The following is a 13,260-nucleotide window of genomic DNA, read 5'->3' as shown; positions in this document are numbered from 1 at the left end:
CTGAGACCTGCCGATTGTCCTGCATGACCGGAATGGGAAATTCGCCACCTGCCAGGAAGCTTGCTGACTCTCCGGACATGGCGGTAAGATTAGGTTCGGCAAGTACCGAAGCGAGGTGTTCGCTGGCGAGTGCGTCAAGGACAGCACTGACATTCGCCCCGCCAACGCCGAATCCGATATTTGCCGTCCCGCCGCCGCGAGCCGCGGCGGTACTGCCAGATCCGCCGCGGCTAAAGCCAAAAACGAACGTGCCATTTTGACCTGAGACGGAGAGGTTAATGCCGAGCTCCTTCATGGCGCTGCGCGAGACTTCGGCGATGCGCACGCTCAAGTTGACCTGTAATGATCCAGCAACCTGAATCTTATTCACGACTAGTGCACCCGCACCGAGAAATTGCTCTGTCACCTTCTTGGCGGCATCAACGACATTGGCGTTTGGCGCTGTCCCGCTAAGAATCGCGCCGCGTGGGGTATAGCTGACTCGGATTGGATAGTCCCCGAGCTCAGCCTTGAGCGCGGCACGGAGATCCTCGACGGGTTGCCTGACGACAACACGAAGCTCGGCTAAAGCTTCTCCGTTATCGTTCAACGCAAACAAGCTGGTCCGTCCCGACTTTTTTCCGAATACGAAGATGGTCGTGTTCGACGGCGCTTGATAGTCGGCGATCGCCGGGTCGGCAACAAAGATGCTCGCCGCGGGCGCAGGGAGATGGATTGTCTTACCTTGAGAGGAGGCAAGATCAAGAGTTCCGTTAAGGCTATCAGCAGTGGCGCGCGCCGCCCTCTGAACGCCGTCGCGTTGTGTCTGAGCTGCGGCGCACAATGGAAACAGTAGGGCGGCCGCGCACGAGATGTACGACAGGGCGATCATCCGGCGCCCAGCATCACGACTAGGGAAGGCCTTCAAGGCTCTCTTTACTTTCATGTTCGATCGAGCTACGCCGCTTATGCGGCATTATTCAGCGCAAGGGAGTAACCGACGCCGCGCGCGGTCTTGATGGTTAGCGTCGCACCGGACTCACTCAAAATGCAGCGCAAGCGGTAGATTCCGACCTCAAGCGCGTTGGTCGTGACATGGTCGTCGAAAGCATATAGGCTGTCCTCCAGTGAGGATCGCGGTACGGTACGGCCAGCGCGACTGAGCAAATGCTCAAGTATGCACACTTCTCGGCGCGCAATTCTCAAGATGCGATCACCAACCGAGACTTGTCTGGCGACAGGATCGAAATTGAGATTGCCGAACGTAACGAGCGGGGCTGTCATTTGGGTTGCCCGTCGCAAAAGAGCTCGCATGCGAGCAATGAGTTCGTCGATCGACACGGGCTTTGGCAGGAAATCGTCAGCGCCAGCGTTGAAAACGGCAATCCGCCTGCCGAGATCATTGAGGCTGCTCATCATCATGGCTGGCGTCGAACATCTCTCGCGCCTCAAATGCTTCAGCCAGGTCAAGCCGTCTCCATCTGGAAGAACCAACTCCAGCAGGAGAACGTCGTAGCTGGCGCAATCAAGGGCGGCTGCCGCCTCGTCCAGGGTGCGCGTCAGATCGACCGCAAAACCGTCGTTCAATAGCGCTTCCTTCACTGCACGCGCAAAATTCGTATGGTCGTCGACCAGGAGAATTCGCATTTGATTCCCTTTCGTCCATCGCCACCAAGCTGAGCGCGTCACGATCGACCGCGAGATCGGGCGAAGCTGAAAAACGATCGCTTCGGCACAAGCGTTGAAGATTGGCGGCCAGGAGCACTGGGATGGTGAGCCGAGATCAATCTCACCCGATCCATTGCCGGCCGATAGGTGACCGCGCCGGCGTGCCCGTGACGGCGCGTGTCGTCGGCGATGCTCAAAGTGAGTGTATCGCCCGGAAGCCGGATGAAATTATTCACTGCATCATGTGCCTTGGTGAACCGCTCGCACTTCTGCGCGCCGATGGCCGCAGTGCTTCCGGTCGTCGACCTGTTGGTGGCGGTATCCTTGGCGCAAATGCGCGCGGTCGAAACCAATGTGAAGAGAATTTTTGGGGTTGAAGCTGAACAGAGACAAGAAGTTGGCATTTGGAGCTCCCAAGTTGCCTTAGTCCGAAGTCGGTTTTGCTATGCCGTTGACTTTGTGGCCTCTCTAAGTCACGGCAAATGCAGGTGTCGTATTTGAAGGCAGGTGACGTGTCGCAGCTGGCCCATGCGCCGAAAGCCGCTGGACGAAACGACCGAGTGCGTTCGAGCTAAAGACAAGTTCTCTCGATAGCCGGCAACCTGACCTGGCGAACGCGAGCGGTGCAGTCATTCGATCGCCTCCAACATCGCCAGCGTTGCGGCGCATCGAACACAGTTGTTGCGCGATGAGTGCGATCCCAGGTCTGCAACGTCACGCACCTAGTTAGGCGGTGTCGCCGGCCGTATTTCGTCTCTCGCCACGAACAGCGACGGATTGATCTGATCTCAAAATTGGCGCTGCGTTGCGTGCGGCGAGGGCGAGGAGAAGGTTGCGCGTCCTGCTCTCGATCGGCACGTGGCGTTCCGCCTGCAACGAGCCCGTGGACGTTTCCCGGTGCATCGGTGACGCCGACAGGGTGTCTTCGGGAGGAGTGCTCGAGAAGCGTGACCGAGCCGGTCGGCGCGACCTTGAGACGTTGAGACATTCGCAATTCTTGGTACCTGCCAGAAATGTCGGGCGACAGAGAACGTCGCGACTTGTCAGAAAGCTTACAATCTGACGTTACGTGCGGTTCAAGCCCATTCGAGCGGTGATTACGTCAATACCTACGAACTTGTGGCCTCCCGACGCAGCGATGACCCCCGCCTGGGGCGCACAATCGATCTGCGCGAGGGCAAGTCCAGCGCGTCTTGAATTGGCAGGCATTTCGTCGATAGAGACGTCGCACGGCGGACGTATGGGCCGCAGCAAGTGGTGCGCATGAAAGGCAATCTTTCTTGAATGCGTTCAAAGGTCGTTCTCAAGACCGAGACGCTCGACGCTGTAGCCGATCGCGGCTACTTCAACAGCCCGGAGATCCTCGCCTGCCACGAGGCCGGCATCACAGTGACGCTGCCCAAGCCGCAGACGTCGAATGCCAAGGCGGGGACGGACGCTTCGGTAACCAGGACTTTGTCTATTTGCCGGAAGATGACGCCTATCGCTGCCCAGCTGGGGAGCGCTACCTTATCGCTACCGAACGAAGAAGACGGCAAGATGTTGCGGCGCTACTGGACCACAGCCTGCAAAATTGTGCGCTCAAATCCCAATGCACGCCAGGATCAGAGCGGCGGATTACAATGGGAGCACGAGCATCTGCTCGAGGCCGTGCCGCAGCGCCTTGACGCAAACCCGGAAGCGATGCGCCAGCGGCGCGAGACAATCGAGCATCCCTTCGGTAGATGAAGGCCCGCATTGGGGCGACGGACTTCCTCACCAAACCCTTCCGAAGGTCGCCGCCGAGATGGCGCTCTCCGTCCTACAATCTGACGCGGGTCATGAACATCGTCGGGACCAAGCCACTGATCACTGCGATCGCGGCCTGAGACAAGCGCGGTTGCTAGCTTCCGGACCGACGCCCTTTGATGCCGTTTTGCACGGCCAAGACCTGAGATGAACACCCTGAAACTTGTATTCGGTGGGGCATTGTGGCCGCGATTGTCAGGACTGGGATTGGAAGAATCAACAGGTGGATGAGTGCCGGCGAGCACGCGCAGCCGAATTGGATCCAATCCACGCATTCCATAAGGGCCCGCGACGTGTCGGGGTCGCATCACGAGGCCGGACACACGTCAGCACCCGACCACATGCGAAGTTATATTTTGCTTGCATCTACTGGGCCGGAGAAGCCGGTCAATTGCCCGGCGATGTCCTCGGTGCCGCGGCCATCGGCAAACACATAGGCGACCGCCGGCGGCGATGGGCCGCCCCATGGGCGATCATCCATGGCATGCGCCCAGGAACTGGCAGATACGGGTGCGATGTCGCCCGGGATCGAGCACCGGCATCGGCGTCTCGACGCAGAACAGCCGCGGCGAAGCCTGGATCGTCCGCAGCTGAAGTTCATAAAGGCTCTTGAGCCACCAAGCCGCACGCTTCACCAAGTTGGCGAGCGTCGCGCGGTCGAGATGAATGCCTTGGCCAGCCAGGATCTGCACTTGGCGGTACAGCGGCAGATACCAAGCGAACTTCGAGACTACCACGTGAGCCACGAGTGCGGTCGATACCATGCCGCCCTCAACCAAACGCGGCAGCGCCTTCGCCTGGACCACACCGTCGGTGCAACCGTGGCAGGCGTATTTGGGACGGATCGTCCGCAGCACCCGCAGCATCGCCGGGATCACGTCCAACACCTCGCTGACGTCCTCGCCGATCTTGTGAAGCCGACCCTGACAGCAAGGGCACGCGGTCGCCGCCGGCTCCAGCACCTGCTCGCAACGCGGCAGGTGCTTGGGCAGCGCGCCGATGTTGCGATGCGCCTTCTTGCGCGGCTTGTCGGACGGCTTCGTCGCGGGCGCAGAGTCGTCGGTCGGCGCAGGTAGCGTGGTGGCGTCGGTCTCGAGATCGCCCAGCTCAAGAGCTAGTTGGGCCGCGACAATCACCGCAAGCCGCTCCGAGCGCTTCCCGAAGATCATCTCCTTGAGCGTCTGCATCGCCACGCGCAGCTTCTCGTTCTCGACGTCAAGCGCGAGCATCATCTCGGTTAGCGCTGCTGGATCTGTCGGGAGAGCGTCGGGGCGAATCGCCATGATCAGACGATACGTGCGCCCACTCCATGCTCCAGCGAAATCCTCACCTCTCAGCCAACAACGGCCGGCGGCTTCACAGGCTTGGGTGAGACACGCGTCCACACCGAGATGCACCGCGCCATCGCGGATCGGCGGCCAGGTGAAGCGCCCCTGGTGCAGCCACTTCGTCACCAGCACCATGCTGCTGTCGTCCCACGCCAGAAGCTTCACTCGGTCCATGCGCTTGCTGCGGAACACGAAGACGTCGCCGCAATACGGGTTCGCACGCGGCGCTTCGCTCACCAGCGCCGATAGCGTGTGTATCGACTTGCGAAAGTCGACCGGCTGTGCCGCCAGCACCACCTTGAGGTCAGACCGCAATGCAATCAACGGTTGTCCCGAAGCGCCGATAGCACTGTCGAAAGCGTCGCCAGCTCCACTCCGGGCTCAACCCGGATGCGTGCCCGCCCACCTCGATCTCGATCGTCCCGCCAAGCTTACCTGGAGGCGATGCCATCTGCGGCAGCACCTTATCCGCGGACGCTAACCGGTCCGGCTCGTCTGCCGTCGCCGGACCGCTCTCGGAAGCGATCGGGACCGGCACGAAGCCTGGCGCCTGAAAGCTCGCTGCCGTCGCGAACTTGCGCCGCCACACCGTCAGCAGCCCACGCCATGGCGCCGAGCGACCTCGGCCCCTTCCTCGAAGCTCTCCGCCGTGATCCCGGCCTTCTCTTCCGCCGTCCAGTGCCGTCGCCGACGTTGCCCCGTGATCACCTCGATCCGACGATAGGAGCCGCCTTCCTGCCTGGCATCAAGCATGGCTTCATGCATGGCATCTGCCATAGCCCACCTCCAAAATACAGTTACCCGGCTGTATCGCAGCTCATTCGCGTGATGCCCAGGTGGGGGCTCATACCGGTTACGATACAACGGGCAAAAGCAGGCCAAGGCCGCAAAAATGGCCACCATCACTGCCGCCACCGGTCTTCTGACTCCCGGCAGTCACTCCAACGCTCGGCGCTCCACCTGACGATTGACCGAAACCACGAATACCGAGATCAGGTTTATCTCGCTCATCGCGTTGCCCCGCCGTCATTGAAATCTGTTGCTCCTGACTCGTCGCGGTAAATCGAGCCTTAGCCACAGGTGAGCAGCCGATACAGAAAAGTTGAGATAGCTCCAGGCTGGACTGCGCGATCCGAGGGAGGTCTGGAGACACTAGCCGGCGCTATTCAGGTTGCGCAACCCGCCGCGAGGTGTGGCCGCAATCGATTGCGCCTCGCTCGCTGCTCCGTACATCGATGCTCCATCCACTTGAGAAGGTTTCTCGAGCCTGGGCAAGATGGGCAACAATCCCAGTGTGTCTAAATTCCATTCCCGTCCGACCGAAAGTCCTATCCAGCACTCCGCAGAATTGCTAAAATCGATTTGTTTCAACGAAGAGTATCCAGCTCTTGGATAATTCGGACTATGCGCTTCAAGGGACTTGATCTAAATCTCCTAGTCGCGCTGGACGCCCTGATGAACGAGCGGAACCTCACCGCGGCCGCACGCAGCATTAACTTGAGCCAGCCAGCGATGAGCGCGGCCGTTGCCCGTTTGCGGGGCTATTTCCACGATGAAATATTCATGATGAGGGGCCGAGAACTTGTCCCAACACCTCGTGCGGAGGGACTCGCTGCCCCGACTCGAGAGGCTTTGCTGCGCATCGAACTCTCTATTATGTCCCGGGACTTCAACCCAGCCCAATCGGATCGCCGCTTCAGGATCTGCCTTTCCGATTTCGCGACACTCGTTTTCTTTCGAAACATTGTGGAGCGGGTCGCGCGGGAAGCTCCCGCCGTCAGATTCGAGTTACTGCCTGTCGCCGACGAGCCCGATGAGCATCTTCGGCGCGGTGAAGTCGATTTTCTCATTATTCCGGACCTGTTCATGTCGAGCGCGTATCCTAGGGCGACACTGTTCGACGATACATTGGTGTGCGTAGGCTGCAGCACGAACAAGCGACTGTCACGGAAACTTACGTTCGAGAGATACATGTCGATGGGGCATGTTGCGGTAAAGTATGGGCGTACGCGGCAGCCCTCGATCGAGGAATGGTTCTTGCTCGAGCACGGTCTCAAGCGACGCAACGAGGTCATCGTACAGAGCCTTAGCATGATCCCGACTGTACTGTTAGGCACGGACCGTATAGGAACGATGCCCGCTAGGTTGGCCGAGCATTTCGCAAAAGCCATGCCTCTCCGCATCGTCAAATGTCCGCTCCCAATTCCGACATTCACCGAGGCCATCCAGTGGCCCGCCCTTCACACCAGCGATCCGACAAGTACTTGGATGCGGGAGATGTTGTTGCAAGAAGCCTCGCGGATGGCTTCTTCTCGTGAGACGATGAGAAAACTGAGACACCTCTAGGTTTACGCAGAGCGTCTCACAACCTGCTCTTGGCACCATTGATCTTCCCCCGAGAAAATGGACAGGGTTAAGCTGCTTTTTTAGCTCCATCTCGATCGGGCTGATAAAGCCGACGGCGGAGTGACGACGAGTTCGATTATAGAAGGCCTCGATATAGGCAAAGATATCCCGTGTGGCTTCTGCCCGTGTTGCATAGTGCGTGTGCTGGACGAGCTCCGCCTCGAGCGTGTGAAAGAAGCTCTCCATCGGAGCGTTGTCATAGCAGTTGCCCTTGCGGCTCATCGACGCCCTGAGGCCGGCGGATTGCATCAGCGTGCGGTAATCCGCCGAGGCATATTGGGCGGATTCAAACGGTCGTCGCAACACCAATTGTTTTCACTCATGACAGTAATTCGTCAAGCGCTTCTGCCGGCGTTTTCCAGCCCAGTGTCTTTCTCGGTCGGGCGTTGAGGGCCGCTGCTACAGCGGATATCTCGTCGGCGCTGTGGATGCTCAGGTCTGTGCCTTTCGGAAAGTACTGCCGCAGCAACCCGTTGGTGTTCTCGTTAGTGCCGCGCTGCCAAGGGCTTTGCGGGTCGCAGAAGTAGACTTGGATGCCCGCATCGATCTTGAGGCAGTCGTGCTGAGCCATTTCGGCTCCTTGATCCCAAGTCAGCGTGCGACGTAGTTCTTCGGGCAAAGTGATGATGGTGCGCGAGATCGCGTCCCGCACAGCTTCCGTCCCGTGTCCCGATAGCGCAGGTCCGTTCTTCTTACGCGGAGCTTCGCCATGCCCCGCTAACCGGGGAAGGTGCAATAGCATTGTGAAGCGCGTCGTGCGTTCGACCAACGTGCCGATCGCCGAGCTGCCAAGACCGAGAATGAGGTCTCCCTCCCAATGTCCCGGCACGGCTCGATCGGCCGCTTCAGCGGGGCGCTCGCTGATCATGATCTCCGGCGAGCTTGCCCCGCCTGCGTACGCGCCCCCTGGGCACACGCAACACGCGTCCGGTTCGCAAGCAGGCCGTCAGTTCGCTGCGTAGTACACCGCGGCCCTGAACGAAGAGAGCCTGATAGATGGCTTCGTGGCTGATGCGCATCGTCTTGTCGTCCGGGAAGTCGATCGGCAAACGTCGGGCAATCTGCTCAGGCCTCCATGCCTTGGCCCATCGTCGATCCTTTCGCCGGCCATGCCGGCGGCCGTTCCACCGAACGGTGGGGCCAGCAATACAAGCTCCGCTCGGGGCTACAACACTGCCGGCAAGTCTCTCCTCCACATAAGTGCGCAAGGCTGCGTTGGGCGCAAGCTTGGTCGGCTTGGGCCGGCAGGCAGATCGGTCTGCATGCCATTGGGCAGTTGTTTGCCCGATAATCCAACCCGCCGCCGCGGGTGGCTGCGTTCCGCCGCAATTCACGGGAGATCTTCGAAGCAGCCCGTCCCAAGCGGCGCCCAATCTCCCGTCTGGAATGGCCCTGCACCTTTAGAAGGGCGATCTCCTCGCGTTCAGCCAATGAAAGGTGGCGCCCGGAGAGAGGCTTGGCCGAAGATCTGAACATCGCTGTTGGCATGCCGCCCACCTTTCGGAACACTCTGCTTCCGACAGGTTGCGATAATCCGGCCTCAAACGCAGCATCTTCGCTGCTCTGCCCTGTGGCAATCGCCTTCCAAAATCTATTCTGTTCATCGCGTCCGGCCGTAGACGGCCGGCCTGGCGATGGCAATGGCGCTCGTCCTGACCGCGCCGAACGTCGACTTACAACTTTCATCGCAACCTCCAACTTCAGGGTGTTGCGACGACCGTTTAAATCCGCCTTGGGCGCCGCGACCGGAATGGTGGATCACGCCGGCACCTGGCCGCTGCGCCGAGATCGCCACCCGCAAGGGCGCCAAGGGCAGGTCGCGCGCCAATGATCCGCCATCGCCGGACCGAAAATCCTGCGGCTGTACAGATCCATGACGGCGGCCAGATAGAGCTAGCCCTGATCGGTCTCGATGTAGGTGATATCGGCCAACCCGATCTGGTTCGGAGCAGCGGCGATGAAGTTGCGGTCGAGCAGATTCGGGGCGATCGGCAGGTCGTGGCGACTGTCGGTGGTCCGCACCCGGCGGGCCGCGCCATAATGGCCCTGATGCCATGACGCCGCATCAATCGCTCGATGCGACCACGGCTCGCCCCGCGGCCCTGCGCCTTCAACTCGACATGTGCCTGACGGTCCCTCCGGTCGATCGCTCGCCCGGCACCTGGCCGAGATAGCACATGAGTTGACGCGGGCTTTCGAAACGGTTCAGATCACCAACCTCGGTGGCGAATGTTACCGCGACAATCAGATTGATCCCACGCAACGCCTGCAGCGCCCGCACGAGCGGCTCCAGAGATCAGGCCGGGACGAACTCTTCGATCGTGCGTTCCAGACGTTCGACCCGCTTTTTGGCGATGCGAACCGCCTCGATCATTTCCTGGAGTGCGATCTGATGCGCGGGGTGATAGAACTGCTGCTCCTGAAGCCAGCGTAGATAGCGCATCGTCCAGCCCTTCTTGCGGGGATCCGTGCGTCCGTGCTTGAGCATGAAGGCACTCACCCGTTGGCGGCGGACCCGCATCGTCTCAACTGCCGCCGCTCGGGCGCATCGCTTCATGGCTCTGATCGGGAACCCATACTGGCGTTAACTCGCCGGCGCGCAGCAGCCGGGCGAGAGAAACAGCGTCGCGGCGATTTGTCTTCACGCGATCGCCTGGCTTCCTCGGGATCAGAGATGGCGCAACCACAGTGCATTCGTGGCCGAGCGATCGGATCAGGCGATAAAGACCATAGCCCGTCGGCTCGGTTGGCGATCCGGTCAATGACCCGGCGCATGCTGGTCACCGACGCAACGACCTCACCGAAGAAGCGAACCTCTCCTTCCCGGCCTGCCTCCGCGATCGCGATGGCGTTTCTCAGCTTCCCGACGTCGATTCCGACAAATGCTTCCCTATAATCCGCCACGGCTCGTCCTCCTGTGATGAGGATCGGCTCGGACCGCCCGAGCAACCCTCGGACGTGCAGTGTAGGGCGAGCCACCTCATCGGCAGAGACGGACATACGGTCTTACGATCAATCCGGCGGAAAGCGATGGCGGCTATAAAGAGCGGACGGGTGGTCGGCATGCCGGTCGTCTACGCCTCGGCCGCTCAACTGTGTCCTTCGCCTGGTGATTCTTGATCTCCCCCATCACAGGGCTTGGCGAGTCTGGGCACATGGCTGCCTATGTAGACCTGTTAGAGGCCACCTGGAGCACTGTCGCTCGCCGCTGCGATGGTCAGCAGACTTTACCGACCTCAAACAACCTGGCGTAAGGTCCGCCTGCGAAGTGAAGCCGCAACTCATGAAAATTCGTTAGCGTATGGTCCAGCGATCGTGCTTCCTGGCGCTGAAGGATGGTGCGACCAGAAAGCTGAAACGCTGGGATCCGCAGGAAATCCCATATCGTTGCCAAGCAAGCGGCGGGTTCCCGAAGAAGACTCTCGTACTCGACTACAAGTATGTTGGTCAGCGAGAAGGAGTGCGCGACCCGGGCGTGGAAATCGTCGGCCGTCTTGAAGTAAGCTTCGCAAGCTGTGACTGACAATCTGACGCGCGGGGGCGGCGCGTCATCGTTGTCACAACGGTATTTCAGCCATTCACGGGTTTGCCTTGCCTGCACCAAGGATCGTAGCGATTCCAAGATGTTTCTGCGAACGAGGATGACCTTGAGGCCTGGCCAACGGGTCAGGCCGGCAAAGAAGCCCGGACGGTCGTGAAACTGAGGTTCGTTGATCTTGCAGCCGACGCGCGTCACTTGCTTGTCGCTCCGCATGGGATAGCGGAGGTACGCAAGTTCTAGAAGCTCGTGATCGCTGTGCAGTAGACGATCCCTATCGGGCCAATTCTTATCATATGGATTCAGCAGTTCGCCGTTGCTCAGCACGTTCGGATGCTCGTTTAGCAATTCTTCTAAATAGTGCGTACCGGTCCTTGGCATGCCAAGAATTACAAACGGCTCAGGCGACAGAGTGGGGTGGTTCACTGCATGTTCCTTAGGTGACATAGTCAAGAGGCTTGAGGGAAGGTGACTCGACGGCGTAAACTCCGGCCAATCATTTGGAAGACATTACATAAAGCTGACAAATTGACTGGATAACATAAGGACCTCGCGACACGCTGACTTTCAGGTTGGCGATGTTGTGCTTTAGCTGGAACTCGGAGAGCCTCTGCATCGCGACCAGCATGGCTGGCTCTTTCCAGCTCGCAGGGAGGACACCCATCATGCAAGAGACACAATTGCATCTGGCCGGACCGAAGACAGTACCGCATTGACAATCGACTCGACGCCAGGACGAGACCAGTCTCGCGGGTCTACCGACCAGTGCAACGCACCCAGTCCAGCTTTGGCCGATGTGGCGAGCACTTCGTCAGTCCAAATGCTATACGGCGCCCGGATGTGCCGTATAGAGGTCTGGTCCTGATCACCCTGTTCGCCTCAAGTATTTCACGCTGTGCTTCGCAGGGCCCGGCATCTAGATAGGTCAGGATGCGTCATCGTGTGGTTAGCGACTTCGTGCCCTTCTGCAATCATTCGTCGAATTAGCTTCGGCTGGTCCGCAGCGTACGTGCCGATGACGAAGAAAGTCGCCGGCACCTTGTTCCGCCAACACATCCAGAACGTCCGTCGTGCAAAGCGGATTGGGACCGTCATCAAACGTCAAATAAAGGCTGTGAGATCCGGTGGCGTCAGCGTAATCGTTGCACAGTCCGGATAAGAAGTCGGGGTGTCTCACAGCTCTGGCCCGTTCCGATCAATGATCGTACCGGTCGGCCAATCGGCCATCGACCGTCCAATCGGCAAAACTACGACGACGACATCCTCGATGCGCGTAGGCGGCTTGTCGAGACGCGCATCCGGAAGAGTGGACCGCACGCGAACCCCCGATACCATCGTCGCCAGACCGTGTCGGCCTAACCTTGAAATATGTTTCTGCAGCGCGTGCCGAACCGTGCCGAAGGCGAATGGAATCCCAAGCTCGTGCAGCACTGGATGCATGACGCGGAGTGAATGGCCGATTCCAATTCCCTCAAGATCCGGACGCACCCCGTACAAGCCTAGCTCGGCCACTAGCACGTCGACCGCGCCAACCTTGATGAAACGGCGCAGTAGTCCCAAATGAGCCGCCACACCTCGCGAGTCATAGCCTATTGCACGGAGTTCAGGCCTCGCGCCGGCCCAACTTCGACTTCCTTCGAATGGTTTTCCATTAAACGCCCCTGTCGGTCCATAGGCCGCTCGAAAGAACTCGGCGAGTTCGACATGATCTTCGAGTTGCAACTCACTTTCCCAGCGCAGCGTCCACTGCACCTGAGCGCGCGTCGAGAGCCTTCCCGTGGAGCTGGATACGGCAATGTTCATGGGCACCTTGACCTCGGAGCGATGTGTTGCAAGCGAGTAGGTCGGTTTCTATGGCTGTCCCTGAAACGAGGTCTTTGTCCTATGCGCCATTCCTGACAATTAGTACAATTGATTGTTTCGATATAACACATCCACGCTATGGATCGATCCACATCATGCGCTTCAAAGGCCATCGTTGTGGCACCAGTATTCACTTGATTTAGCGGCCTATGGGCGCGACTGTCGCCCCGGCTAGGCGCCATTTCCACAACGAACTATCGCAATGAGCGGCCGCGAACTTGTAGTACCGCCCGCACAGGGGCTGGCTGCCCGCAATTCGCGAGGCTGCACGTTCACCTCTCACTTGTTTAGCAAAAGCTGGTTCAACCGAACCTAATCCGATCGCCTATTCAGGATCAGCCTTTCCGATTTTATCAGAATCGTGCGTTTTCGGACATTCTTGGTGTCTCGTGCGGAAAGCTCCGCCCGTCAGCTTGGATCTGCTGCCACTCACCGATGAGCCGGTGAGCTTCTCCGGCGCGGTGCAGTTTTCTTAATCTCCCGGAATTGCTCATGTCGAGCGCGCATCCTAGAGCGACACGGTTCGACGGGACGAGGGTGTGCGTAGGCTGCCGCACGAAGATCGTGGTCGAGTAGCTCGGCCAATCGGCTTTGCCCTCACAGATCCGGGCGGGCGGCTTTCCCGCACCCGGCTCTTCCCGAGAGTAACCGGCGTCATATCCGCGCCTGCGCCTATGTGCGAGTATAGCG

7 protein-coding genes and 7 pseudogenes are annotated in these 13,260 nt (G+C 59.5%); 2 read left to right on the top strand and 12 right to left on the bottom strand.

Annotated elements, in window-relative coordinates; translation table 11 throughout:
• Both H8A95_RS36775 and H8A95_RS36770 read right to left on the bottom strand, forming a co-directional pair.
• On the bottom strand, window positions 1-871 hold an 871-nt coding region (locus tag H8A95_RS36775; RefSeq protein ID WP_229171743.1), incomplete at its 3' end, for a type II and III secretion system protein family protein.
• A 74-nt stretch (window positions 872-945) separates the two neighbouring features.
• The gene (locus tag H8A95_RS36770) at window positions 946-1,626 is read right to left on the bottom strand and encodes a response regulator transcription factor (RefSeq protein WP_229171735.1); all 681 of its coding nucleotides are present in this window, start codon (window positions 1,624-1,626) and stop codon (window positions 946-948) included.
• A 1,332-nt stretch (window positions 1,627-2,958) separates the two neighbouring features.
• On the opposite strand from H8A95_RS36770, the pseudogene H8A95_RS36765 reads away from it, so the two are divergent.
• Window positions 2,959-3,515: pseudogene (locus tag H8A95_RS36765) on the top strand (transposase); the annotation flags it as partial.
• A gap of 269 nt (window positions 3,516-3,784) precedes the next feature.
• Here H8A95_RS36765 and H8A95_RS36760 read toward each other — a convergent pair.
• The 3 genes and pseudogenes from H8A95_RS36760 to H8A95_RS36750 form a co-directional block, all read right to left on the bottom strand.
• Window positions 3,785-3,916 (bottom strand): IS66 family transposase, encoded by a 132-nt coding sequence (locus tag H8A95_RS36760; protein WP_229171737.1) that lies wholly within the window; start codon window positions 3,914-3,916, stop codon window positions 3,785-3,787.
• Complete coding sequence (gene tnpB, locus H8A95_RS36755) at window positions 3,909-5,087, bottom strand: IS66 family insertion sequence element accessory protein TnpB (RefSeq protein WP_229171739.1); 1,179 nt, start codon at window positions 5,085-5,087, stop codon at window positions 3,909-3,911. Before tnpB ends, H8A95_RS36760 begins: the two co-directional genes overlap by 8 nt.
• 276 nt (window positions 5,088-5,363) lie before the next feature.
• A pseudogene (locus H8A95_RS36750) lies at window positions 5,364-5,477 on the bottom strand (IS66-like element accessory protein TnpA); the annotation flags it as partial.
• A gap of 690 nt (window positions 5,478-6,167) precedes the next feature.
• Here H8A95_RS36750 and H8A95_RS36745 point away from each other — a divergent pair.
• Window positions 6,168-7,109 carry a LysR family transcriptional regulator gene (locus H8A95_RS36745; RefSeq protein WP_229171741.1) on the top strand — a complete coding sequence of 314 codons (942 nt, stop codon included), beginning with the start codon at window positions 6,168-6,170 and terminating at the stop codon, window positions 7,107-7,109.
• Window positions 7,110-7,193: 84 nt separating this feature from the next.
• Here the strand turns inward: H8A95_RS36745 and H8A95_RS36740 are convergent.
• The 7 genes and pseudogenes from H8A95_RS36740 to H8A95_RS36710 form a co-directional block, all read right to left on the bottom strand.
• Window positions 7,194-7,451, bottom strand: a pseudogene (locus H8A95_RS36740) (IS3 family transposase); the annotation flags it as partial.
• Between the two features lie 37 nt (window positions 7,452-7,488).
• Window positions 7,489-8,855, bottom strand: a pseudogene (locus tag H8A95_RS36735) (IS30 family transposase).
• A 46-nt stretch (window positions 8,856-8,901) separates the two neighbouring features.
• A pseudogene (locus tag H8A95_RS36730) lies at window positions 8,902-9,298 on the bottom strand (DDE-type integrase/transposase/recombinase); the annotation flags it as partial.
• Window positions 9,295-10,073 (bottom strand): annotated as a pseudogene (locus H8A95_RS36725) (IS110 family RNA-guided transposase); the annotation flags it as partial. The pseudogenes H8A95_RS36730 and H8A95_RS36725, both read right to left, overlap by 4 nt.
• 313 nt (window positions 10,074-10,386) lie before the next feature.
• The gene (locus H8A95_RS36720) at window positions 10,387-11,133 is read right to left on the bottom strand and encodes a sulfotransferase (RefSeq protein ID WP_229172187.1); all 747 of its coding nucleotides are present in this window, start codon (window positions 11,131-11,133) and stop codon (window positions 10,387-10,389) included.
• A gap of 203 nt (window positions 11,134-11,336) precedes the next feature.
• Window positions 11,337-11,884: pseudogene (gene nodB, locus H8A95_RS36715) on the bottom strand (chitooligosaccharide deacetylase NodB); the annotation flags it as partial.
• The gene (locus H8A95_RS36710) at window positions 11,881-12,510 is read right to left on the bottom strand and encodes a NodA family N-acyltransferase (RefSeq protein WP_229172188.1); all 630 of its coding nucleotides are present in this window, start codon (window positions 12,508-12,510) and stop codon (window positions 11,881-11,883) included. The gene H8A95_RS36710 and the pseudogene nodB, both read right to left, overlap by 4 nt.
• Window positions 12,511-13,260 lie beyond the last annotated feature (750 nt).

The sequence above is a fragment of the Bradyrhizobium oropedii genome, from assembly GCF_020889685.1.
Lineage (GTDB): Bacteria > Pseudomonadota > Alphaproteobacteria > Rhizobiales > Xanthobacteraceae > Bradyrhizobium > Bradyrhizobium oropedii.
The sequence above is the reverse complement of the archived record's forward strand: the minus strand, read 5'-3'. Positions and strand labels throughout refer to the sequence as shown.

What these genes read in the sequence shown, in the direction of transcription:
- H8A95_RS36770 (WP_229171735.1), bottom strand. Translation starts at nt 1,626, where the DNA reads ATGCGAATTCTCCTGGTCGACGACCATACGAATTTTGCGCGTGCAGTG.
- H8A95_RS36760 (WP_229171737.1), bottom strand. Translation starts at nt 3,916, where the DNA reads ATGGATGATCGCCCATGGGGCGGCCCATCGCCGCCGGCGGTCGCCTAT.
- H8A95_RS36745 (WP_229171741.1), top strand. Translation starts at nt 6,168, where the DNA reads ATGCGCTTCAAGGGACTTGATCTAAATCTCCTAGTCGCGCTGGACGCC.
- H8A95_RS36710 (WP_229172188.1), bottom strand. Translation starts at nt 12,510, where the DNA reads ATGAACATTGCCGTATCCAGCTCCACGGGAAGGCTCTCGACGCGCGCT.